This window comes from Pseudomonas proteolytica (assembly GCF_007858275.1).
Lineage (GTDB): Bacteria > Pseudomonadota > Gammaproteobacteria > Pseudomonadales > Pseudomonadaceae > Aquipseudomonas > Aquipseudomonas proteolytica.
On the sequence record NZ_VFEV01000059.1, the window covers coordinates 1 to 22,202 of the forward strand.

The following is a 22,202-nucleotide window of genomic DNA, read 5'->3' on the forward strand; positions in this document are numbered from 1 at the left end:
TCCCTTGGGCAGACTTGGACGCGGCAAGAGCCGCATCCAAGCTTCAAATGTGTAAACGATGTCCCCGGTTTCAGATGTAAAGGATGTCTACGGTTCTACACCCCCGCTGGGCTGCGCAGCAGCCCCAGTCAGCCTCACCTCGGCCTTTCAGAAACACCGAGGTGACCGGTTTTGGGGCTGCTTCGCAGCCCAACGGGGGACGAGCCCCCTCGCCACAACTAGCCCCATCAGCTCGACTCGTTCAGGGGAAGCAGCGCGCCCGCAACCTGAATAACCCGGCTCGCCAGCCGGTGCCCAGCCAAGGCCGCCTCTTGCGGCGAACCGCCCCTGAGCCGGCTGGCCAGATACGCCGCACTGAACGAATCCCCCGCCGCCGTGGTGTCCACCACCTTCTCGACCGCTACCGCCGGCACCACAAAACGCTGGCCGCTTTGGCGAATCAGGCAGTCATCCGCGCCGCGCTTGAGCACCACTTCATCAATCCCCGGATAGGCCGCAAACACCTGCTCGCTGTCGGCATAGCCGAACAAGGCACGTTCGTCGTCCTCGGTCAGCAAGGCCAGATCCACATGCTCCAGCACCTGCCGGTAAGCCTCGCGGGCGGCTTCGACACCGGCCCAAAGACGTGGCCGGTAGTTGTTGTCGAACACCACTCTGGCACCCCGCTGACGGGCTTCGACCAACACAGCCAGTAGGCGTGTACGCCCGACTGCACCCAACACCGCGAGAGTGATCCCGCTCAAATACAGAACATCGTAGCCCGGCAGGGCCGCCAGGATCGGTTCCGCCCCAGGGGTGGTGAAGCAATCGCGCACCGCCGCTTCGTTGCGCCAGTAGAGGAATTTGCGCTCGCCATTGGCATCGGTCTGGATGCAGTACAACCCCGGCAGACGGCCCGGCAAGCGCTGGACTCGCTGCAGGCCAAGGCCTTCGGAGGCCCATTGCGCGCACATGGCATCGCTGAAGCTGTCATCGCCCAGGGCGGTGACGTAGTCCACCGTGCTGTCTGCCCCCAGTTCGCGGCGCAGGTAGACGGCGGTGTTCAGGGTATCGCCGCCGAAGCTCTGGTGCAGGCTACCGTCGGCGCGGTGTTGCAGTTCGATCATGCATTCGCCGATCAGGGCGATGCGCGGATGTGGGTTCATGTTCGGATTCTCGGGTGGGTTTGGGGGCCTCATCGCAGGCAAGCCAGCTCCCACATTTGGATTTGTGAACACATTCAAATGTGGGAGCTGGCTTGCCTGCGATGGCCGCGACGCGATCTAGAAACAGGTCTGCAATGTCTCGATTACCTGCAACTGCTCATCCACCAGGCACCCCACCTGCCACTTATCGAACGTCAAGCATGGGTGCGATGTGCCAAACGAGATGATGTCGCCAATCCGCAGCTCAACCCCCGCCGCCACGCTCATGAACGCATGCTGGTCCATCACCGCCGTGACCTTGCAGCCACTCACGTCATCGCCCACCGCCGGCAGCACGCCGGCCTTGTAGCGCTTGAGCGGCACCGGCAAGCCAGCGTCGTAGGCCACGTCACGCTTGCCCAGGGCAATCACCGCAAACCCAGGCTCCGGCAATGACTGCACATGGGCCCAGACTTCCAGGGCCGGACGTAGGCCTTCGCTGAGGTCGCTGCGCCGGTCCAATACGCAGCATTGCGCGTCCTTGTAGATGCCGTGGTCGTGGGCCACATAGCTGCCGGGGCGCAGCACGCTGAGGAAGCGCCCCTCGGCATTTTGCGCGGCAAAGGATTCGGCGATCAGGTCATACCACGCAGAACCCGAGGCGGTGATGATCGGCTGGCCAAGGTCGAAAGCACCGCTGTTCTGCATATCCACCGCCAGGCGCACCAACGACGCGGCAAACTCGCGGATACCGCTGATGGCATGCTCGCCGTGGATCACCCCTTCGTAGCCTTCGATACCGGTGAGCGCCAGGGCCGGTTGGGCCTTGATCGCCCGCGCCAGGTCCAGCACCTCTTGCTCGCTGCGGCAACCGCAGCGGCCGCCGACCACACCGTATTCGATCATCACGTTCAGGCGCAGGCCACGGGCGGCGAAGAACGCGCCCAGGTCAGCCACGTTGTCCGGGTGGTCGACCATGCAATGGAAGTCAAAGCCTGGGTCCGCCAGCAGTTCGGCGATCAACGCCATGTTCGGCGCGCCCACCAATTGGTTGGCCATCAATACCCGGCGCACACCACCGGCATAGGCGGCGCGGGTCTGCACGGCGGTGGCCAGGGTGATGCCCCAGGCGCCTTGCGCCAACTGACGCTGGAACAGCGCCGGCATCATGCTGGTCTTGCCATGGGGCGCCAGTTGCGCGCCGCTTTTGCTGACGAAGTCCTGCATCCACTGAATATTGTGTTCCAGCGCCGCGCGGTGCAGCACCAGGGCAGGCAAGCTGACGTCGCGTACCAGATGGGCACCGCTGGCGGCAGCGCCTTTTTCAACGGCATTGAAGACCGGCATGGGATTACTCCGTTTGGCTATTCATTGATACGACGGGCCAGGTTGTTGGCGCTGTCGATCAGCACCCGGCGGTAGTCGTTGTAATGGTTCTGGGCGTCGGCCCGTGGGGCGACGATGCACAGGGTCGCAATGGCGATGCCGTGGGCATCGCGCACCGGCGCGGCAAAGCAGTGGGTAAAGGTGTCGGCGACACTGTCGAAGGAAAAGAAACCATCGAGGCTGGCCTGGCGGATCTGCCCGAGAAAGGTGTCCAGAGGCAGGCGTTGGCCATCCGGCAGGATGAAGTCATCGTGGTCGATCAGATCGATGATCTGCTGGTCGCTCAAATGCCCCAGCAGCAAGCGCCCGGAGGCGGTCCAGGGGATCGGCGCGTTCTCACCGATATCCGAAGAAATCCGGAAATGCCGCTGGCCCTCGCGCATCAGCACTACCGTGTACTTGCGCCCGTTGAGCAGGCACATCTGCGCGGTCTCGTGGGTTTGGCGGACAATTTCCTGCAACGCGTGATCGGCCTCGCGGGTCAGGTCGAAATGGCGCAAGTGAGCCTGGCCGAGGAAGTACAGTTGGCGGCCCAGGTAGACATGACCGTCCTTGCCCACGGTTTCGAGAATCCGCCGCTCCAGGAGGGACGCGACCAACTCGTAGACCGTGGACTTGGGGCTGCCGATGCCACTGGCAATATCGTTGGGGCGCAGGGGCTGGCCGACTTCCTTGAGAAAATCGAGGATATCGAACGCCCGGTCGAGGCCTTTGGCGCGGCGTTTGATGGTGTCTTCGGTCATGGCAGTCTTCATCGGCATAAAAGGTCCATGTAGGAGCGGCGCTTGTGTGGGAGCGGGCTTGCTCGCGAAAGCGCTGTGTCAGCCAACAAATCTGGCACTGATACACCGCTTTCGCGAGCAAGCCCGCTCCCACCCAAACCCAGTCCACTTTGGATTTGAGTGGGCTTTAGATCAGGCATTCAGCCTTTTTTCTTGTAGGCCACGCAATCGATCTCGACCTTGCAATCAACCATCATGTTTGCCTGCACACAGGCCCGTGCCGGGGCGTGTTCGGGGGTGAAGTATTCGCCGAAAACCTTGTTGAAACTCCAGAAATCCCGTGGATCTTCCAGCCATACGCCCACCCGGACCACGTCTTTAAGCTCATAACCGGCCTCTGCAAGGATTGCCACCACGTTCTTCATGGTCTGGTGGGTCTGCTCGACAATCCCGCCATTGATGATCTCACCGTCCACCGCCGGCACCTGCCCCGACACGTACAGCCAGCCATCCGCCTCCACTGCACGGGCGAATGGGCGGGGTTGGCCACCGCCGGCGGTGCTACCGGCGCCGTAACGAGTAATGCTCATAAAATTGCTCCTTGATTAAAAACGGATATTTTTCAGGAATTGCGCCAGGCGTGGCGGAAGCCGCTTATTCCGCTGTAACGGAACATGGTATGTAACAACGGAATAAGTAGCAGAAAGTGTGCCACAGCCAGTCCCAGGAAAATATTCAAACGTTAAAGTCGTTTTAAATCATGCACATAAGAAATCGCCAAGCCACCGACGCCCCGCCCGTGACGACCCGCGCACTGCTACCGCGCCCCACAATCCGTTGCGATCCGACACAGCGGGGTGCGCTACCTGTGAATTCTGACAGTAGACCGCCTGCCCCACCCGGCTTAGGGTTTGGCCACGGACCTGAGAAGGAGACTGTCATGGGACTGATCAACACAGTGATCGATGACGCGGATGCGTATAGACGGGCGCTGCAGACACAACGCACGGTGTTCATGCTCTTTGTATCGCCCCAGTGCCCGGCATGCGGAACGGCCAAGCCACTGTTCAGTAAAGTGGCCAGCCGCTATCGCCGCCAGGCCGCCCTTTATGTACTCGATACCAGCCAGACGCCTCGGCACCCCGCGGTCACCGGCACACCGACGCTGCTGATACTGAAAAACGGCAGGCTGGTCGAAACACTCAAAGGGTTCGGCCCCTGGGAAACCCAGGAGCAGACCCTGAAGAAAACCTTCGCGCGGCACACCCGTGGCGTGCCGACCAAAAGGGCCAGGCCCCGTTAACCCACCGCGAGCGGGGCCAACAGCACCTGCGTCACCCGCCGCTCCTCCACCGCCGCCACGGTCAGGCGCCAGCCGGCGTGTTCCAGGCTGTCGCCTACTACCGGCAGGCGATCCAACAGGCTCATCACCAGGCCGGCGAGGGTCTGGTAATCCTCGGTGGCCATCGCCTGGAAACCGGTGCGCTGGCGGATCAGGTTCAGGTTCAACGCACCGTTGGCGCGGTAGCCGCCCTGCTCTTCGACGATATCCGGGCCTTCTACTTCACTGGCATCCGGCAATTCACCGGCGATGGATTCAAGAATGTCGGTCATGCTCAACACCCCCATGAAATCGCCGAATTCATTGATCACAAAGGCAATGTGCGTCGACTCCTGGCGCATCTGCTCCAGAGCGTTGAGGATCGAGAAGCTGTCGAGCAGGTTGATCGCCCGTCGCGCCAGGTGTTCCAGGTTCGGCTCATTGCCGGCCAGGTACTCCTTGAGCAGTTCCTTCTTATGCACGAAGCCCAGGGGCTCATCCACCGCGCCGTTACGGATCAACGGCAAGCGCGAGTAGGACGAGTGCATCAGTTTCAGGCGAATGGTCTCCGGATCGTCAGCCAGATCGATGTAGTCCACATTCGCGCGCGGGGTCATCAAGGTGCGGATCGGCCGTTCGGCCAACTGCAATACGCCGCTGATCATGATCCGTTCGCGGCGATCGAACAGCGGGCCTTGGCTGTTATCGGCGCCATCCAACAGGTCGGTAACGTCCTCACCCACCTCTTCCACCGCGAGGCTGCGGCCACCCAGCAAACGCATGACCGCATGGGCCGTGCGCTCACGAATCGGCCGCAGGCCTTGCGCGGACTTCTTGCGGCGCGCCCGGGCGATCTGGTTGAACACCTCGATCAGGATCGAGAAACCGATGGCCGCGTACAGGTAGCCTTTGGGGATATGGAAGCCCAGGCCTTCTGCGGTCAGGGCGAAACCGATCATCATCAAGAAGCCCAGGCACAGCATGATCACTGTCGGGTGCGCATTGACGAAGCGGGTCAGCGGCTTGCTGGCCACGATCATTACGCCGATGGACACGATCACCGCGATCATCATCACCGCCAGTTCATCCACCATGCCGACCGCAGTAATCACCGCGTCGAGGGAGAACACCGCGTCCAGCACCACGATCTGCGCCACGATCGGCCAGAACATCGCGTAGGCCGCATTGCCGGTGCGTTCGGTGACATGCCCTTCGAGCCGCTCATGCAACTCCATGGTCGCCTTGAACAACAGGAACACACCACCAAACAGCATGATCAGGTCGCGTCCGGAGAAGCTCTTGTCGAACACCTCGAACAACGGCTGGGTCAAGGTCACCAACCAGGAAATACTTGCCAACAGGCCCAGGCGCATCAGCAGTGCCAGGGACAAGCCAATCAACCGCGCACGGTCACGCTGCTCCGGTGGCAGCTTGTCTGCCAGGATCGCGATAAACACCAGGTTGTCGATGCCCAGTACCAGTTCCAGCACAATCAAGGTCAACAGGCCGAGCCAGGCCGTTGGATCCGCTAACCATTCCATATAGAAGTCTCTGTCTCTTTATTGATATTCAGAATGCCGGGCACAACAAAACGCGGTCCGATGGCCGGGAAAAGGTTAGCAGTCTGAATAGGGGATGCTTCAGCGGGAACGGCGGCAATAGAGGTCTTGGGGAAAGACGACTGGGAGGCTCCGAGAGGGTGTTCATGCAAGTCCTGCAGTGAGAAAAGGACTTTAATCCTACAGCCGAAATACAAATTTCCTACAATTTAAAACTATTACAAGATCTGTAAAAGCACCCCGCAAACCCCTGTAGGAGCCGGCTTGCGATGCACGCCCCTCGATGTATCCGTCACGTTGCGGTGATGCTATCGCAGGCAAGCCAGCTCCCACACAAGCCAGCTCCATGAGCGAGCGGGTCAGGTTTTGCGGGTTGCGTCGTCCAGCGCCAGGATGGTGTGGGCATTCGTTACCGTGGTTGCCAAGGTATTGATCACCCCCGAGCGCAGCGCCCCCAGCGTCGCCGCCGCCTTGGTGTTTTCACTGGCGATTGCCACTACATCTGGAATGCGGAACAGCTCCTGTACCGTCAAGCCGATCACCCGCCCTTGAATGGCGTTGACCGCCGGCTGGCCATGGATGTCGATAAAGTCGTAGCCCATCATGTCGCCCACGGTGCCGGACAAACGCGCCTGGGCGATTTCCTGGGGTGAGAACCAGCCCATGCGCACCATATTGCTGTTTTCGCTCATGTCACCGATGCCAATCAGCGCCATGTCGGCCCGCCGTGCACGGTCGAGGGTGGAGCGTACGGTGTCGTTGCTGATCAGCACGCTGCGCAGTTCCGGGTTGGCCACCAGTGCCGGGGCGTACAGGCTTTCGCTTTCACCGCCAAAGCGCAGGGCCAGGCGTCGGCAGATGTGGTCGGGGTTCATGTATTCGCCAGCCTTGAGCGAACCGCCAATGGCGCAGACAAACGTGCAGTTGCGCGTCACCGGCAAAAACACATTATCGGCCACCGCTCCCACATTGCGGCCCATGCCCACGGCGACGATCATCCCGTCGCCCAGGGTCTTGTTCAGGTAGTTGGCCACCAGGCTGGCCACGGCGGAGCGCTGGGTGTCGGCATCGCTGTGATCGACCGCGATCAACGCACGGTCCAACTGGAAGCGCTCCACCAGCGCCTGCTCCAGTTCATTGTTCATTGCCGGATGCTGCAACACCCGCACTTCGACAATCCCTTCATCGCGCGCACGCTTGAGCAGCCGGCTGACTTTGGCCCGGGACAGGTCGAACCGCTTGGCGATGGCTTCCTGAGTGACGTTCTCAAGGTAATAGAGCATCGCCACTTCGGTCATCAGATCGATATCGCTGGCGGTGCGCAGGGTGCTGTCACTCATGGGGACGGGCTTCCGTTTCGGCGTCAAAGGCGCATTCTCCCGACTCTTGCCCCGCTACGTCCACTACTGATGCCCATCACGCTCAATGGCATTGATGCGCTCGACCTTGGCCCCGGACCGCGCCGCCTCGAACTCCGAGGCCAGAAACGCGGTGACGATGCTCTTGGCCAGCTCCGCACCCACCACCCGCGCACCGATGGACAGGATCTGCGCATCATTGCTCTTGCGCGCCCGTTCTGCCGAATAGGTGTCGTGGGCCTGGGCCGCGCGAATCCCCAGCACTTTATTGGCCGAGATGGCCATGCCGATGCCCGTGCCACACACCAGCACGCCCAGGCGCTGCTGCCCGGCGTTGATGGCCGTGGCCACCGCCAGCGCAATATCCGGGTAGAGCACCGGGGCCGTGGAATGGGTGCCAAAGTCGGTCACCGGATACCCCAGCGCCTCGATATGGCGCTTCAACAGCTCCTTGAGCTCAAAACCTGCTTCATCACATCCGATAGCCACCGGGAAAGGTGTGTTCATGGCATTAGGCTCCGCTGCCGTGGTGAAATTTAAGACTGATCATATGATCACTCAGTGAAATTTCGATCAGCCATTTCTCGGATATTCCCCGACAACTGTCAAGCACGATTTAACTGACCTGCCAGTCAAACCCCTCTAAAACGCCACGAATTAAGAAAGAGCAGGCAATTACAAGTTTTCAATGAAAGAGATTGACTGATCAGAATTTCATTTGATACACATATGCTCACGCAGCAACACGACTGTGTACCTAATAAGAATTCACAGCACGAGGACACGCCGATGGCTACGCCATTACTGCTCCAGGCTGAACACGTCGCCAAGGCCTACGCCGGCATCCCTGCCCTGCGTGACGGCCGCCTCTCGCTGCGGGCCGGCAGTGTGCATGCCCTGTGCGGCGGCAACGGCGCCGGCAAATCCACGTTCCTCAGTATTTTGATGGGCATCACCCAGCGTGACGCCGGCAGCATCCTGCTCAATGGCGCCCCTGTGCATTTCCATCGCCCCAGTGAAGCGCTGGCGGCGGGTGTCGCGATGATCACCCAGGAGCTGGAACCGATCCCCTACATGACCGTCGCCGAAAACATCTGGCTGGGCCGCGAACCACGGCGCGCCGGCTGCATTGTCGACAGCAAGGCGCTGAACCGACGCACCCGCGAACTGCTGGAAAGCCTGGAGTTCGACGTCGAGGCTACCGCGCCCATGCATCGCTTGAGCGTGGCGCAGATCCAGTTGGTAGAGATCGCCAAGGCGTTCAGCCATGACTGCCAGGTGATGATCATGGACGAGCCCACCTCCGCCATTGGCGAGCGCGAAGCCGAAACCCTGTTCAAGGCCATCCGCCGCCTCACCGCGCGGGGCGCCGGGATCGTGTATGTGTCCCATCGCCTCAGCGAACTGGCGCAGATTGCCGACGACTACAGCATCTTCCGCGATGGCGCCTTCGTCGAAAGCGGGCGCATGGCCGATATCGACCGCGCCCACCTGGTGCGCGGCATCGTCGGCCAGGAATTGACGCGCATCGACCACAAGGTCGGCCGCGAAAGCGCCGCCGAGTGCTGCCTGGACGTCCAGGGCCTGAGCCGCAGCGGCGAGTTCCAGGACATCAGCCTGCAATTGCGCCAGGGCGAAATCCTCGGCATCTATGGCCTGATGGGCTCGGGGCGCAGCGAGTTCCTCAATTGCATTTACGGCCTGACCACCCCGGATGCCGGCAGCGTAACCCTGCAAGGCAAACCGATGCCCATCGGCCTGCCCAAGGCGACCATCCGCGCCGGCATGTCGCTGGTCACCGAAGACCGCAAGGAAAGCGGCCTGGTGCTCAGCTCCAGCATCCTCTCGAACATCGCGTTATCGGCGTACAAGCAGCTGTCGAGCTGGTCACTGATCAATGCGCGCAAGGAAAACCAACTGGCCGAAGACATGGTCAAGCGCCTGCAGATCAAGACCACTTCCCTGGACCTGCCAGTGGCGTCCATGAGCGGCGGCAATCAGCAGAAGGTGGTGCTTGCCAAATGCCTGTCGACCCAGCCGGTGTGCCTGCTGTGCGACGAGCCGACCCGGGGCATCGATGAAGGCGCCAAGCAGGAGATCTATCACTTGCTGGACCAGTTCGTGCGCGCCGGTGGTGCGGCCATCGTGGTGTCGTCGGAAGCCCCGGAGCTGCTGCACCTGAGCGACCGTATCGCCGTCTTCAAGGGTGGCCGGCTGGTGACTATCAGCAGCGACACCGCCCTTTCCCAGGAAGCCTTGTTGAGTCTTGCCTCATGAATGCCAAAACCATTACCGCCCCGCTGACCCCCCCCGCGCGCAGCCGCCTGCGGCTTTCCCTCGACCGCTTTGGCCTGCCGCTGGTGTTTATCCTGCTGTGCGTGGTCATGGCGTTCTCCAGCGAATACTTCATGACCTGGCGCAACTGGATGGACATCCTGCGCCAGACCTCTATCAACGGCATCCTTGCGGTGGGCATGACCTATGTGATCCTGACCAAGGGCATCGACCTCTCGGTGGGCTCGATCCTCGCCTTCGCCGGCCTGTGCAGCGCGCTGGTCGCGACCCAGGGCTACGGCCTGCTCGCCGCCGTCAGCGCCGGGATGTTTGCCGGGGCGATGCTGGGGGTGGTCAACGGCTTTATGGTGGCCAACCTGTCGATCCCGCCCTTTGTCGCCACCCTGGGCATGCTCAGCATTGCCCGGGGCATGACCTTCATCCTCAACGACGGCAGCCCGGTCACCGACCTGCCGGACGCCTACCTGGCCCTGGGCATCGGCAAGCTGGGGCCGATTGGCGTGCCGATCATCATCTTTGCCGTGGTTGCGCTGATTTTCTGGATGGTGCTGCGCTACACCACTTACGGGCGCTATGTGTACGCGGTGGGCGGCAATGAAAAAAGCGCGCGCACCTCGGGAATCGGCGTGCGCAAGGTGACGTTCTCGGTGTACGTGGTCTCGGGCTTGCTCGCCGGCCTGGCAGGCGTGGTGCTGTCTGCGCGCACCACCTCGGCCCTGCCCCAGGCCGGCATGTCTTATGAGCTGGATGCGATTGCCGCGGTGGTGATCGGCGGCACCAGCCTATCGGGCGGCGTCGGCACCATCGTCGGCACGCTGTTCGGCGCCCTGCTGATCGGGGTGATCAACAACGGCCTGAACCTGCTCGGCGTGTCCTCCTATTACCAGCAGGTCGCCAAGGGCCTGATCATCGTGCTCGCGGTGTTGATTGACGTGTGGCGCAAGAAAAAACGCTAGTCGCTTTTCCTCTGAACGAACTGAACGACCACAACAATAAACGGAGTTCTCATCATGAAAGTCGCTACATCATTTGCCGCCGTTGCGGCCCTCACCCTGCTCGCCAGCAGCATCACCCTGGCCGCCGATGGCAAAACCTACAAAGTCGGCGCTGCCGTGTACGGCCTCAAGGGCCAGTTCATGCAGAACTGGGTACGCGAGCTGAAAGAACACCCGGCGGTCAAGGACGGCACCGTGCAGTTGACCGTCTTCGACGGCAACTATGACGCGCTGACCCAGAACAACCAGATCGAAAACATGGTGACCCAGCGCTACGACGCGATCCTCTTCGTGCCCATCGACACCAAGGCCGGCGTTGGCACCGTGAAGCAGGCGATGTCCAACGATGTGGTGGTGATTGCCTCCAACACCAAGGTCGCCGATGCCAGCGTGCCGTACGTGGGCAACGATGATGTCGAGGGCGGTCGCCTGCAGGCCCAGGCCATGGTCGACAAACTCCAGGGCAAAGGCAATGTGGTGATCATCCAGGGGCCGATTGGCCAGTCGGCGCAGATCGATCGGGAAAAAGGCGAGCTGGAAGTACTGGGCAAGCACCCCGGGATCAAGATCATCGAGAAAAAGACCGCCAACTGGGACCGCGCCCAGGCCCTGACCCTGACTGAAGATTGGCTGAACGCCCACCCCAAAGGCATCAACGGGGTGATCGCGCAAAACGACGACATGGCCCTCGGCGCCGTGCAGGCCCTCAAGTCCCATGGCCTGACGTCCAAGGACGTGCCCGTCACCTCCATCGACGGCATGCCCGATGCGATCCAGGCGGCAAAAAAAGATGAAGTCACCACCTTCCTGCAAGACGCCCAGGCCCAGTCCCAGGGCGCACTCGATGTGGCCCTGCGCCAATTGGCCGGCAAGGACTACACGCCCAAGTCGGTGATCTGGGAGCGCTATGCCAAGGACGTGACCTGGGGCGACGGCACCGCCAAGAACTACATCCTGCCGTGGGTGCCGGTGACCAATGCAAATGCGGATGCGCTGTACCAGCAGGTCAGTGGCAGCAAATAGCGGTTTCGACCTGTAAACACTATCCAAATGTGGGAGCGGGCTTGCTCGCGAAGGCGGTGTGTCAGAAGACACATCAGTTGGCTGAACCTGCGCCTTCGCGAGCAAGCCCGCACACACTTGAATCTCCAGCGACTGAGAAAATGGAGTTAAACCAATGTCTGGATTCTGGAACCAAGCCTTCGACCTCAGCGGCCGTTGCGCCGTGATCACCGGCGGGGCCGCGGGGATTGGTCTGGCGTGCGCCAGCCTGCTGGTGGAGCGCGGTGCCCGTGTGGCCTTGCTCGACCGCGATCCAGCCGTGGTTGAAGTGGCCGCCAGCCTCGGCGCCGGGCATATCGGCCTTGCCGTCGACCTGCGCCAACTCGACCAGGTGCAGAGCAGCATCGACTACGTGTTCGCGCACTTCAAGCGCCTGGACTACCTGGTCAACAGCGCCGGCGTGGTGATGCTGGACAAGGCCATCGACGTCAGCGAAAACGCCTGGGACATCACCCTGGATATCAACCTCAAGGCCAGCTTCTTCGTGGCCCAGGCCTGTGCCAAATACATGCTGGCCCAGGGCAGCGGGCGCATCGTCAACCTGGCGTCCCAGGCAGCGGTGATCGGCCTGGATCGACATGTGGCGTATTGCGCGAGCAAGGCTGCGATTGTCGGCATGACCAAGGTCCTGGCCATGGAATGGGCACCGCACATCAATGTAAATGCCATCTCCCCCACCATCGTCGAGACCGCCCTGGGCAAGAAAGCCTGGGCAGGCGAAGTGGGCGAACGGGCCAAATTGCAAATCCCGGCGGGCCGTTTTGCCCAGCCCGATGAAATCGCCGGGCTGGCGTTGTACCTGCTCAGCGATGCCGCCCAGATGATCACCGGCGCCAATATGGTGATCGACGGCGGCTACAGCATTCAGTAACCCATCTATTCGTCGTGAGGTTTGTCATGTTTACCGCTACCGAACGTACCGCCGAACAACTCCACCCGGTGATCCCCAAGACCATGCAGGCCGTGGTCTGCCATGGTCCGGAAGACTATCGCCTGGAAACCGTCGACGTGCCCACCCCCGGCCCCGACGAGATTCTGACCAAGGTCGAGCTGTGCGGCATTTGCATGGGCGATATCAAGACCTATCGCGGCGCGCCATCGTTCTGGGGCGACGCCGAGCAGCCGCGCTACGTCAAGCCGCCGATGATTCCCGGGCATGAGTTTGTGTGCCGCGTGGTCGCCCTGGGCCCCGGCGCCGAGAAGCGTGGGGTGAAGGTTGGCGACCGGGTGATTTCCGAGCAGATCGTGCCCTGCTGGGGCTGCCGCTTCTGCAACCACGGCCAGTACTGGATGTGCCAGAAACACGACCTCTACGGCTTCCAGAACAACGTCCAGGGCGCCATGGCCCAATACATGATTTTCACCAAGGAAGGCATCATCCACCAAGTGCCGGACTCCATCGCGCCGGACGAGGCGATCCTGATCGAACCCCTGGCCTGCTCGCTGCACGCGGCGGAACGGGCCAATGTGGATTTCGACGATGTGGTGGTCGTGGCCGGGGCTGGCACCCTGGGCCTGGGGATCATCGGCGCGGTGCGCATGCGCAACCCCAAACGCCTGATCGTGCTCGACATGAAACCCGAACGCGCCGAACTGGCCCTGCGCATGGGTGCCGATGAGGTCTGGAACCCGGCCGAGGTCGATGTACTGGCGAAAATCCGCGAAATCACCGACGGTTATGGCTGCGACATTTACATCGAAGCCACCGGGCACCACAAGGCGGTGAACCAGGGCCTGGCGATGCTGCGCAAGCTGGGGCGCTTTGTCGAATTCAGCGTATTCAACGACGAGGCCACGGTAGATTGGTCGATCATTGGCGACCGCAAGGAACTGGACGTGCTGGGTTCGCACCTGGGGCCCTACATGTACCCACGGGCCATCGACTTTATCGGCAAGCGCAAGATCGACATGCGCGACGTAGTGACCCACAAGTTTGCGTTGGCGGATTTCAAGGAAGCGTTTGCGGTGATGGAGCGAGGGGACAAGTCCTTGAAGGTTGTGCTCGAACCCTGATCCAACACACATCCCAAATGTGGGAGCGGGCTTGCTCGCGAAGGCGGTGTGCCAGAAGACACATCAGTTGGCTGACCCACCGCTTTCGCGAGCAAGCCCGCTCCCACATTTAACCGACTGCGCCCAAGACAACAAGAACAGGAACCCGCGTTATGAATCGAGTCATCAACGATCCGGACCAAGTGGTCGAGGACATGCTGCGCGGCATTCTGGTCGCCCATCCCGAGCTGCGCCAAAGCGAAACCAACCCCCGCGTCATCAGCAAGGCCAAGCCGTCCAGACAAGGCTGCGTGGGCATCGTCACCGGCGGTGGCTCCGGCCATGAGCCGGCGTTTCTCGGCTACGTGGGGCCCGGCCTGGTGGACGCCGTGGCCGTCGGCGAAATTTTCTCTTCGCCCACCGCCAAAAGCTTCTTCGATGCCTTCCGCGCCGCCGATCACGGCGCGGGCGTGGCCTGCCTGTACGGCAACTATGCCGGCGACAATATGAACGTGAAGCTGGCGATGAAAATGGCCGCCAGCAAAGATATGCAGATCCGCACCGTAGTCGCCAACGATGACGTGGCGTCGGCGCCCAAGGCCGATATCGCCAAGCGGCGCGGAGTGGCCGGGGAAATCTTCATGTGGAAAATCGGCGGTGCCGCCGCCGCCCAACACTATGACCTGGATGGGGTGATCCGCGTCGCGCAGAAGGCCGTCGATCACTGCCGCTCGATCGGTATCGGCCTGACACCCTGCACCATTGCGGCCGTGGGCAAGCCGAACTTCCAGATCCCGGATGGCCAGATGGAATTGGGTATCGGCCACCACGGCGAACCCGGCATCGAAGTGATTCCGATCGAGTCCGCCGCTGCCATGGCCACGCGCATGCTGGCACCGATCCTCGCGGATCGGGATTTCAGCCAGGATGACAGCGTGGTGGTGCTGGTCTCGGGCCTGGGCGCGACGCCGGTGATGGAGCTGTACATTTTCTACGCCGAAGTCGAAAGCCAGCTCAAGGCCAAGGGCCTGAAGATCCATCGCTGCTACGTCGGCAACTACTTCACCTCCCTGGAAATGATGGGCGTGACCCTGACCCTGCTGGGCCTGGATGCCGAACTGAAAACCCTGATCGACCAACCTTGCCGCTCCATCGGCATGACCCAGGCGGAGTAAACCATGAGCCAGCATTTCTCTACCCACGACGGCAGCGCGATTGTCACTGACCTGGTGAGCGTGATCGTCGCCAACCGTGAATACCTCAGCGCGGTCGACGGCGCGATTGGCGATGGTGACCACGGCATCAATATGGCCAAGGGCTTCGCCCATTGTGGCCGCACCATTGAGGGCCGGCAGTTGACCCTGGCCGAGGCCCTGGATGAACTGACCCTGAGCCTGATGGAAGGCATCGGCGGCTCCATGGGCCCGCTGTATGGCAGCCTGTTTATCGGCATGGCCGACGAAGTACGCGGCTGCGAAGACATCGATGGCGCGACCTTCGCCCATTTACTGCGCGGCGGCCTGACCTCGTTGCAGGACATCACCGAAGCCGGCGTGGGCGACAAGTGCTTGATGGACACCTTGATTCCCGCAGTGGAGGCGTTTGAACGGGCGCAGGCGGGGGGCGCCTCCTTCGGTGATGCCCTGGACGCGATGAAAAGTGCAGCCTCCCAGGGCCGCGACTCGACCAAGGACCTGGTGGCCAAGATCGGCCGGGCCAGCCGCCTGGGCGAACGTTCGCTGGGGGTGCTGGACGCCGGGGCGGTGTCCTGCTGCCTGATCCTCACGCAACTGGCAGACTCGATCCAACCCCGCCTGGCCCTGTAGGGGCCAGCTTGCCGGCTCCTACAGGGTGGGGTTGTGTTTGATGTGCTGGATATACCGCGCCACGGCCGGAGCTTTTTCAAAGCGCCGGTAAATCAGCGACAGCCACGACGACGCATCGCTGCCCTGGATGTGGCGGTATTGCACGCCCGGCAGGCTGACATGCCCCACCACCGATTCCGGCACTACCGCCACCCCCTGCCCCAGCGACACCAGGGCAATCACCGCCACCAGGCCTCCCGGCTGCGGCCCCAGGCGCGGGGCATACCCGCCTTGCGCGGCCACCTGCAAGGTGCCGCTGATCTGTTCGGGCAGGATGAAGGTCTCGTTCTGCAAATGCTCGCAGGTGATCGCCTTCAAGCCCAGCAGCCACGAGCCCTGGGGCAGCGCCAGGACAAAACCTTCGCTGCCCAGGCGTAGCGCCTCCACACCGTCGGGCAAGGTTATCGGTGAGCGAATGTAGCCAATGTCGTAGCGCCCTTCGGCCACCAGCCCCGGCAACAGGGCCATGGGGCTTTCCCGCACGCTGAGGCTCACATCGGCAAACTCTGCGCAAAACGCCTGCACCTGGCGTTGCAGCACCCCCGAATACACCGCCGACGCCACATAACCCAATTCGATATGGCCGATTTCGCCACGCCCGGCGCGCTGGGCATTGCGCTGGGCAAACTCGAACTGGCGCACGGTGGCCTCGGCTTCGGCCAGCAGCGCGGTACCCGCCTCGGTCAAGCTGACGTCACGCTGACGCCGGATAAACAGACGGGTGCCCAGGGTGCGCTCCATATCCTGGATCTGCCGGCTCAAGGTGGGTGGGGCAATGTCCAGTTGTTCAGCAGCACGTGTGAAGTTGCGGTGCCGGGCAACGGCCAGAAAGTAGCGGAAATGACGTATTTCCATTGCAGGATTAGCTCAAAGGTAATGATGTGCTTCGCCTCGGCTAACAGAACCACTGGGCGCCGACGTTAAGCTGACAGGACGCCCACAGTAGAGAGTCGCTACGATGCCCGTCAAATCCAGCTTGCCTGTTGCCTGCCAGGTAATCATGCCATGAGCCAGGTCAGCCCACGCCTTACCTTGTTGACCGCCTCGGGGGTCTGCTCGCTGATTGTCCTCGATACCAATATCGTCGCCGTGACCCTGCCGACTATCGCCCGCGACCTGGGGGCCAATTTTGCCGATATCGAATGGGTGGTCAGCGCGTATATGCTGGCGTTCGCCGCCCTGCTGTTGCCGGCCGGGAGCATTGCCGACCGCTTTGGTCGCAAGAAAACCCTGCTCTGTGGCCTGGCTATTTTTATCCTCGCCTCCCTGGGCTGTGGCGCCGCCCCCAACGTGCTGCTGCTGGATATCGCCCGCGCCGTCAAAGGTGTCGGTGCGGCGTTACTGCTGACATCAGCCCTGGCGTCCATCGGCCACGCCTTTCACGATGAACTGGAACGGGCCAAGGCCTGGGCCTTCTGGGGCGCCTGCATGGGCGTGGCGATGACCGCCGCGCCGACCCTCGGCGGCCTGATTACCCACTACCTGGGCTGGCGCTGGATTTTCTACCTCAACCTGCCGGTGGGCCTGGCGTTACTGGCGCTGGTCCTGCATGCCATACCGGAATCGCGCGACAGCCAATCGGCGCGCCTCGACCCTTGGGGCAGCCTGACCTTCAGCGCCAGCCTGCTATGCCTGATCTGGGGCCTGATCGAAGCCAACCGGATCGGCTGGGACAACCCGTTGACCTCTGCGCGACTGCTTGGCGGCGCGTTCCTGCTGGGCCTGTTTGTGTGGGTGGAGCGCTTGCAACACCGACCGATGGTGGACCTGCAACTGTTCCAGCACCCACGGTTTATCGGCGCGTTGCTGGGGATGTTTGCCTATGCCGGCTGTGCCCAAGTGATGATGACGCTGCTGCCGTTTTACCTGCAGAACGGCCTGGGATTTTCGGCGATTGCCTCGGGCTTGGGGATGCTGCCGTTTGCCCTGACCATGCTGATCTGCCCGCGTATCGGCGCACGCCTGGCCAGCCGCTTTGCCCCGGCCACCCTGATGGCGGCCGGGCTGGCCCTGGTGGGCAGCGGCAACCTGCTCAGTGCCTGGGCCGTGAGTGTCGGCGGTTATCTACCGTTCGCCCTGGCAATTGCAGTGACCGGCGCCGGTGCCGGGCTGCTTAATGGCGATACCCAGAAAAACATCATGGCCTGCGTGCCGAGGGACCGGGCGGGCATGGCCTCGGGCATGAGTACCACCATGCGTTTCAGCGCGATCATGTTGGCGATCGGGGTATACGGGGCACTGCTGGCCAGCCATAGCGAGCATCTGCTGCAAGCCAGCCTTGGCGCGCAATGGCAGGCTCAGGTACCGGGAATTGCCTCACGGGTAGTGGCCGGGGACATGCCTGCGGCCATGGCGCTGCTGCCGGAATCAGCGCAAGGGCAAGTGCAACCTTTGGCCTGGCAGGCGTTTGTCGGTGGGTTTGGCCGGGTATTGTGGGTGGCGGGAGTGTTGAGCCTGCTGGGGGCGCTGGTGGTGGGCCTGCTGATGAGGCATCCGATTCCCACACCTTGTAGGAGCGAGCTTGCTCGCGAAGGTCGTCAACGGTAACGCGGGTATGGTGGATGACCGCGTTGGTCTTGAGTTTTTCGCGAGCAAGCTCGCTCCTACAGAGGCGGCCGTGTTACCAGAAGCGCTGCTGGGTCAGGCGGCTCCACCAGGTCAGCAGTACCCGGTCCACCGAGCCGCTGGCCGCCAGGCCCACCCGCTCCTGCAAGCTTTTGCGCTCGGCATAGTGCAGGTGGAACAGTTCGGCGGTCTTGGCCTTGGTCGCCAGGTATTCGTCGCTGGTCTGCAGGGCGTCCACCAATTGCTTGTCCAGCGCTGCGACGCCCAGCCAGACTTCGCCGGTGGCCACATCATCAATCGCCAGTTGCGGGCGATAGCGCGAGACGAAGTTCTTGAACAGTTGGTGGGTGATATCCAGGTCTTCCTGGAACTTCTCCCGGCCTTTCTCGGTGTTTTCGCCAAACACCGTCAGGGTGCGCTTGTACTCGCCAGCGGTCAGCACTTCGAAGTCGATATCGTGCTTTTTCAGCAGGCGGTTGACGTTGGGCAACTGGGCTACCACGCCAATCGAACCGAGGATCGCAAACGGTGCACTGATGATCTTCTCGCCGATGCACGCCATCATGTAGCCGCCGCTGGCCGCAACCTTGTCGATGCACACCGTCAACGGCACGCCCGCCTCGCGGATGCGTGCCAATTGCGACGAGGCCAGGCCATAGCTGTGGACCATGCCACCGCCGCTTTCCAGGCGCAGCACCACCTCGTCCTTGGGCGTCGCCAGGCTCAGCAGTGCGGTGATTTCATGACGCAGGCTCTCGGTGGCCGAGGCCTTGATGTCGCCGTCAAAATCCAGGACAAACACCCGTGGCTTGGACTCGGGGGTTTTCTTGTGTTTTTTCTCGGCCTTGCCCTGGGACTTGCGCAGGGCCTTGAGCTGATCCTTGTCGAGCAGGGTCTGCTCCAGGCGCTCGCGCAGGCCTTTGTAGAAATCGTTGAGCTTGCTGACCTGCAACTGCCCGGCATTCTTGCGCCGGCCCTTGCTGCGCAACGCCGCGAAACTGATCAGCACCACCAGGATGGCGACGACCAACGTGACGGTTTTAGCCAGAAAACTTGCATACTCAGCCAAAAACTCCATGGGACTCCTTACAGATACGGTGCGCCAGGCGCGGATTGCCCCAGCATACCGATGGGACTGCCGGTGAGCCAGAGCTGAAACCCCTTGAAACGGGCCTCTAACGAGCTTTTAAAACAAGCGTATGTTTTTTCATTGACAGCTTCCCGGCATCCTCATAACCTCGCCAGACTTTCAACGTACCGGGTGAACGGACGTGGGCAGCATCTATTTGATTCGACATGGCCAGGCCTCCTTCGGTGCAGACGACTATGACGTCCTGTCGCCCGTCGGTGTGCAGCAGGCACAGGTACTGGGCAGCCACCTGGCGGATCTGGGCCTGATGTTCGACCGCTGCGTGTCGGGCGACCTGCGCCGCCAGCAGCACACCGCCAACGCCGCCTTCGAGTCCATCGGCGCCCAAGGCTTGCCGGTGCCGCCCCTGGAAATCGACAGCGCCTTCAACGAATTCGATGCCGACGCGATCATCCGCGCCCTGCTCCCGGATTTGCTCGACAGCGAGCCCGAAGCCCTGGAGATCCTGCGCAACGCGCCGCATAACCGTAGCGAGTTCCAGCGGATCTTCGCCCTGATCATCGAGCGCTGGCTGAGCGGGACCTACGACACGCCCGGCCTGGAAAGCTGGTTGGGGTTTGTCGAACGGGTCCGGGGTGGCTTGCAGCGTCTGCTAGAGGCGGCGGACAACTCCCACAAGATCGCGGTATTTACCTCTGGCGGCACCATCACCGCCCTGCTCCACCTGATTACCCGCATACCTGCCGCCCAGGCTTTCGAGCTGAACTGGCAGATTGTCAACACCTCGCTCAACCACTTGAAGTTCCGTGGACGCGAGGTGGCACTGGCTTCCTTCAACAGCCATACCCACTTGCAACTGTTGAAGGCGCCGCAGCTCATCACTTTCCGATGAATTGCGGCCAACCGTGACCCCAAGGTCACTGGCACCACCCATAAAAGGATCGAACCATGACTGACGTAGCTAAAGCCGTAGAAGCAATGAAAGCCAAATTCAACCCAGGCGCCGCCGACGGCCTGGACCTGGTGTTCGGTTTCCGTATCGACGACACCCAGAACTTCTCGCTGGTGGTTAAAAACAACACCTGCGAACTGCTGGAAGGCGAAAACCCTGACGCCCAAGTGACCCTGGTCATGGACGGCGACACCATGAAAGGCATCGTCGACGGTTCCACCGACGGCATGCAGGCCTTCATGGGCGGCAAACTGCGCACCGAAGGCGACATGATGCTGGCGATGAAGCTGAGCGAACTGTTCCCGGCCTGATCCAGGGCAACCTGGGTTGACCAATCCCGCCTGCCCAGGCGGGATTTTTGTTTGTGCCGGTTCCCGCAGTGGAACTCATTCATTTGCAGAATGAAGTCCAGAGGAATCTTCATTTGCACCCACGGGCAACGCCCAACAAAATCTGGCTCACGGCCCATACCACCGTTATCGCAGCCAGGATTTTTTCTATGCCTACCCCGCGCCATATCAGCCCCGACGACATCCGCAAAGACTTCTCCAAGGCCATGTCCGACATGTACCGCGAGGAAGTGCCGCTGTATGGCGCGCTGCTGGAGTTGGTGGCCGACACCAATGCCCGGGCGCTGGCGAGCGATCCCGACCTGGCGCGGCAACTGCAGCGCACCGGTGAAATCCAGCGCCTGGACATGGAGCGCCACGGCGCCATCCGCCTGGGCACGGCCCTTGAACTGGCAACCATCAGTCGCCTGTTTGCGGTGATGGGCATGCAGCCGGTGGGTTACTACGACCTCACCCCGGCCGGCGTGCCGGTGCATTCCACGGCCTTTCGCGCAGTGCATGAAAGCGCCTTGCAGACCAGCCCGTTCCGGGTCTTCACCTCGCTGCTGCGCCTGGAACTGATCGAAAACCTTGAACTGCGGGCCTTTGCCGAAGCCGCCCTGGGCAAGCGCTCGATCTTCACCCCACGGGCGCTGGCCCTGATCGAACAGGCCGAAGCCGACGGCGGCCTGAATGCCAACGATGCCCAGGCCTTTATCCAGCAAGCCCTGGAAACCTTTCGCTGGCACCACACAGCCACCGTCAGCGCCGCCCAATACCAACAACTCAGCGCCCAGCACCGGCTGATTGCCGATGTGGTGGCCTTCAAGGGCCCACACATCAATCACCTGACCCCACGCACCCTGGACATCGACCGCGTACAAGCCGACATGCCCGGCAAAGGCATCACCCCCAAGGCCGTGATCGAAGGCCCACCCCGCCGCCAATGCCCGATCCTGCTGCGCCAGACCAGCTTCAAGGCCCTCGACGAAGCCATCGCCTTTACCGATGCCACGGGCAGCCACAGCGCACGCTTTGGCGAAATCGAACAACGTGGCGTGGCCCTGACGCCCAAAGGCCGGGCACTCTACGACCAGTTGCTCAACGCCGCCCGGGATGAACTGGGCGCCCTCCCCAATGAGGCCAACGCCCAGCGCTACACCGAACTGATGGAGCAGCACTTCCAGGCCTTCCCGGATAACCACCGGGCCATGCGCGAGCAGGGGTTGGCGTTCTTTCGCTACTTCCTGACCGACAAGGGCCGCGCAGCCGATAAGAGCCCGCGCCCCAATCTGGACGCACTGCTTGAGGCCGGTTACGTGGCAATCGAACCGTTGGTGTATGAGGATTTTCTGCCGGTCAGCGCGGCGGGGATTTTCCAGTCGAACCTGGGCGATGCGGCGCAGAGTCACTACGCGGCCAACGCCAACCAGGCCGAATTCGAACAGGCCCTGGGCCGCCAGACCATTGATGAGTTGCAGCTGTATGCCGACACCCAGCAGCGCTCGATCGACGCCTGCCTGCAGGCGCTGCGCACCTAGAGAGTAGAGTTCGCCCGACACCACAACGCAATCCATGCGCAGTCAA

Annotated in this window: 21 protein-coding genes; 12 read left to right on the top strand and 9 right to left on the bottom strand. The window is 62.0% G+C overall.

Going from position 1 to position 22,202, the window contains the following annotated elements; translation table 11 throughout:
* Positions 1-227 precede the first annotated feature (227 nt).
* From FIV38_RS28115 to FIV38_RS28130, 4 genes are all read right to left on the bottom strand, one after another.
* A complete protein-coding gene (locus FIV38_RS28115) occupies positions 228-1,145 on the bottom strand; it encodes a sugar kinase (RefSeq protein WP_092239297.1) in 918 nt (305 codons plus the stop codon).
* Positions 1,146-1,262: 117 nt separating this feature from the next.
* Positions 1,263-2,471 carry an amino acid deaminase gene (locus FIV38_RS28120; RefSeq protein ID WP_092239295.1) on the bottom strand — a complete coding sequence of 403 codons (1,209 nt, stop codon included), beginning with the start codon at positions 2,469-2,471 and terminating at the stop codon, positions 1,263-1,265.
* Between the two features lie 17 nt (positions 2,472-2,488).
* Positions 2,489-3,253, bottom strand: a complete 765-nt coding sequence (locus FIV38_RS28125) for an IclR family transcriptional regulator (RefSeq protein WP_092239419.1) — start codon at positions 3,251-3,253, stop codon at positions 2,489-2,491.
* 179 nt (positions 3,254-3,432) lie between these two features.
* Complete coding sequence (locus tag FIV38_RS28130; RefSeq protein ID WP_092239293.1) at positions 3,433-3,822, bottom strand: RidA family protein; 390 nt, start codon at positions 3,820-3,822, stop codon at positions 3,433-3,435.
* Positions 3,823-4,172: 350 nt separating this feature from the next.
* On the opposite strand from FIV38_RS28130, the gene FIV38_RS28135 reads away from it, so the two are divergent.
* Positions 4,173-4,535, top strand: a complete 363-nt coding sequence (locus tag FIV38_RS28135) for a thioredoxin family protein (RefSeq protein ID WP_029293730.1) — start codon at positions 4,173-4,175, stop codon at positions 4,533-4,535.
* Here FIV38_RS28135 and FIV38_RS28140 read toward each other — a convergent pair.
* The 3 genes from FIV38_RS28140 to rpiB form a co-directional block, all read right to left on the bottom strand.
* On the bottom strand, positions 4,532-6,094 hold the full coding sequence (locus tag FIV38_RS28140; protein ID WP_092239292.1) for a TerC family protein: 1,563 nt from the start codon (positions 6,092-6,094) through the stop codon (positions 4,532-4,534). The genes FIV38_RS28135 and FIV38_RS28140 overlap by 4 nt on opposite strands.
* 377 nt (positions 6,095-6,471) lie before the next feature.
* Complete coding sequence (locus FIV38_RS28145; protein ID WP_029293725.1) at positions 6,472-7,452, bottom strand: sugar-binding transcriptional regulator; 981 nt, start codon at positions 7,450-7,452, stop codon at positions 6,472-6,474.
* Positions 7,453-7,515: 63 nt separating this feature from the next.
* A complete protein-coding gene (rpiB, locus tag FIV38_RS28150) occupies positions 7,516-7,977 on the bottom strand; it encodes a ribose 5-phosphate isomerase B (protein WP_029293723.1) in 462 nt (153 codons plus the stop codon).
* Positions 7,978-8,259: 282 nt separating this feature from the next.
* On the opposite strand from rpiB, the gene FIV38_RS28155 reads away from it, so the two are divergent.
* From FIV38_RS28155 to dhaL, 7 genes are all read left to right on the top strand, one after another.
* Positions 8,260-9,747, top strand: coding sequence for a sugar ABC transporter ATP-binding protein (locus FIV38_RS28155; protein WP_029293721.1), 1,488 nt, complete (start codon positions 8,260-8,262; stop codon positions 9,745-9,747).
* Positions 9,744-10,721, top strand: coding sequence for an ABC transporter permease (locus tag FIV38_RS28160; protein WP_092239290.1), 978 nt, complete (start codon positions 9,744-9,746; stop codon positions 10,719-10,721). The genes FIV38_RS28155 and FIV38_RS28160 overlap by 4 nt, the downstream gene beginning before the upstream one ends.
* A 54-nt stretch (positions 10,722-10,775) precedes the next feature.
* A complete protein-coding gene (locus FIV38_RS28165) occupies positions 10,776-11,783 on the top strand; it encodes a substrate-binding domain-containing protein (protein ID WP_092239288.1) in 1,008 nt (335 codons plus the stop codon).
* Between the two features lie 154 nt (positions 11,784-11,937).
* A complete protein-coding gene (locus tag FIV38_RS28175; protein ID WP_029293715.1) occupies positions 11,938-12,693 on the top strand; it encodes an SDR family oxidoreductase in 756 nt (251 codons plus the stop codon).
* A 26-nt stretch (positions 12,694-12,719) separates the two neighbouring features.
* Complete coding sequence (locus FIV38_RS28180; protein ID WP_092239287.1) at positions 12,720-13,835, top strand: MDR/zinc-dependent alcohol dehydrogenase-like family protein; 1,116 nt, start codon at positions 12,720-12,722, stop codon at positions 13,833-13,835.
* 152 nt (positions 13,836-13,987) lie between these two features.
* The gene (locus tag FIV38_RS28185; protein ID WP_070996106.1) at positions 13,988-14,989 is read left to right on the top strand and encodes a dihydroxyacetone kinase subunit DhaK; all 1,002 of its coding nucleotides are present in this window, start codon (positions 13,988-13,990) and stop codon (positions 14,987-14,989) included.
* 3 nt (positions 14,990-14,992) lie between these two features.
* Positions 14,993-15,640 (top strand): dihydroxyacetone kinase subunit DhaL, encoded by a 648-nt coding sequence (dhaL, locus tag FIV38_RS28190; RefSeq protein ID WP_092239285.1) that lies wholly within the window; start codon positions 14,993-14,995, stop codon positions 15,638-15,640.
* Positions 15,641-15,658: 18 nt separating this feature from the next.
* Here the strand turns inward: dhaL and FIV38_RS28195 are convergent, their stop codons facing one another.
* Positions 15,659-16,534: a LysR family transcriptional regulator gene (locus tag FIV38_RS28195; RefSeq protein ID WP_092239283.1), complete on the bottom strand. Its 876-nt coding sequence runs from the start codon at positions 16,532-16,534 to the stop codon at positions 15,659-15,661.
* Between the two features lie 150 nt (positions 16,535-16,684).
* On the opposite strand from FIV38_RS28195, the gene FIV38_RS28200 reads away from it, so the two are divergent.
* On the top strand, positions 16,685-18,226 hold the full coding sequence (locus FIV38_RS28200; protein ID WP_092239281.1) for an MFS transporter: 1,542 nt from the start codon (positions 16,685-16,687) through the stop codon (positions 18,224-18,226).
* 73 nt (positions 18,227-18,299) lie between these two features.
* Here FIV38_RS28200 and sohB read toward each other — a convergent pair whose 3' ends face one another.
* Positions 18,300-19,322: a protease SohB gene (gene sohB / locus FIV38_RS28205; RefSeq protein WP_029293703.1), complete on the bottom strand. Its 1,023-nt coding sequence runs from the start codon at positions 19,320-19,322 to the stop codon at positions 18,300-18,302.
* Between the two features lie 193 nt (positions 19,323-19,515).
* Between sohB and FIV38_RS28210 the strand changes: the two genes are divergently transcribed.
* The 3 genes from FIV38_RS28210 (at position 19,516) to hglS (ending at position 22,156) form a co-directional block, all read left to right on the top strand.
* The gene (locus FIV38_RS28210; protein ID WP_029293701.1) at positions 19,516-20,226 is read left to right on the top strand and encodes a histidine phosphatase family protein; all 711 of its coding nucleotides are present in this window, start codon (positions 19,516-19,518) and stop codon (positions 20,224-20,226) included.
* Positions 20,227-20,282: 56 nt separating this feature from the next.
* Complete coding sequence (locus tag FIV38_RS28215; RefSeq protein ID WP_029293699.1) at positions 20,283-20,597, top strand: SCP2 sterol-binding domain-containing protein; 315 nt, start codon at positions 20,283-20,285, stop codon at positions 20,595-20,597.
* Positions 20,598-20,785: 188 nt separating this feature from the next.
* Positions 20,786-22,156, top strand: coding sequence for a 2-oxoadipate dioxygenase/decarboxylase HglS (gene hglS, locus FIV38_RS28220; protein WP_092239279.1), 1,371 nt, complete (start codon positions 20,786-20,788; stop codon positions 22,154-22,156).
* The last annotated feature ends 46 nt before the right edge of the window (positions 22,157-22,202 follow it).

Coding starts and splice junctions, on each gene's coding strand:
- FIV38_RS28115 (WP_092239297.1), bottom strand. CDS start 1,145: ATGAACCCACATCCGCGCATCGCCCTGATCGGCGAATGCATGATCGAA.
- FIV38_RS28120 (WP_092239295.1), bottom strand. CDS start 2,471: ATGCCGGTCTTCAATGCCGTTGAAAAAGGCGCTGCCGCCAGCGGTGCC.
- FIV38_RS28125 (WP_092239419.1), bottom strand. CDS start 3,253: ATGACCGAAGACACCATCAAACGCCGCGCCAAAGGCCTCGACCGGGCG.
- FIV38_RS28130 (WP_092239293.1), bottom strand. CDS start 3,822: ATGAGCATTACTCGTTACGGCGCCGGTAGCACCGCCGGCGGTGGCCAA.
- FIV38_RS28135 (WP_029293730.1), top strand. CDS start 4,173: ATGGGACTGATCAACACAGTGATCGATGACGCGGATGCGTATAGACGG.
- FIV38_RS28140 (WP_092239292.1), bottom strand. CDS start 6,094: ATGGAATGGTTAGCGGATCCAACGGCCTGGCTCGGCCTGTTGACCTTG.
- FIV38_RS28145 (WP_029293725.1), bottom strand. CDS start 7,452: ATGAGTGACAGCACCCTGCGCACCGCCAGCGATATCGATCTGATGACC.
- rpiB (WP_029293723.1), bottom strand. CDS start 7,977: ATGAACACACCTTTCCCGGTGGCTATCGGATGTGATGAAGCAGGTTTT.
- FIV38_RS28155 (WP_029293721.1), top strand. CDS start 8,260: ATGGCTACGCCATTACTGCTCCAGGCTGAACACGTCGCCAAGGCCTAC.
- FIV38_RS28160 (WP_092239290.1), top strand. CDS start 9,744: ATGAATGCCAAAACCATTACCGCCCCGCTGACCCCCCCCGCGCGCAGC.
- FIV38_RS28165 (WP_092239288.1), top strand. CDS start 10,776: ATGAAAGTCGCTACATCATTTGCCGCCGTTGCGGCCCTCACCCTGCTC.
- FIV38_RS28175 (WP_029293715.1), top strand. CDS start 11,938: ATGTCTGGATTCTGGAACCAAGCCTTCGACCTCAGCGGCCGTTGCGCC.
- FIV38_RS28180 (WP_092239287.1), top strand. CDS start 12,720: ATGTTTACCGCTACCGAACGTACCGCCGAACAACTCCACCCGGTGATC.
- FIV38_RS28185 (WP_070996106.1), top strand. CDS start 13,988: ATGAATCGAGTCATCAACGATCCGGACCAAGTGGTCGAGGACATGCTG.
- dhaL (WP_092239285.1), top strand. CDS start 14,993: ATGAGCCAGCATTTCTCTACCCACGACGGCAGCGCGATTGTCACTGAC.
- FIV38_RS28195 (WP_092239283.1), bottom strand. CDS start 16,534: ATGGAAATACGTCATTTCCGCTACTTTCTGGCCGTTGCCCGGCACCGC.
- FIV38_RS28200 (WP_092239281.1), top strand. CDS start 16,685: ATGAGCCAGGTCAGCCCACGCCTTACCTTGTTGACCGCCTCGGGGGTC.
- sohB (WP_029293703.1), bottom strand. CDS start 19,322: ATGGAGTTTTTGGCTGAGTATGCAAGTTTTCTGGCTAAAACCGTCACG.
- FIV38_RS28215 (WP_029293699.1), top strand. CDS start 20,283: ATGACTGACGTAGCTAAAGCCGTAGAAGCAATGAAAGCCAAATTCAAC.
- hglS (WP_092239279.1), top strand. CDS start 20,786: ATGCCTACCCCGCGCCATATCAGCCCCGACGACATCCGCAAAGACTTC.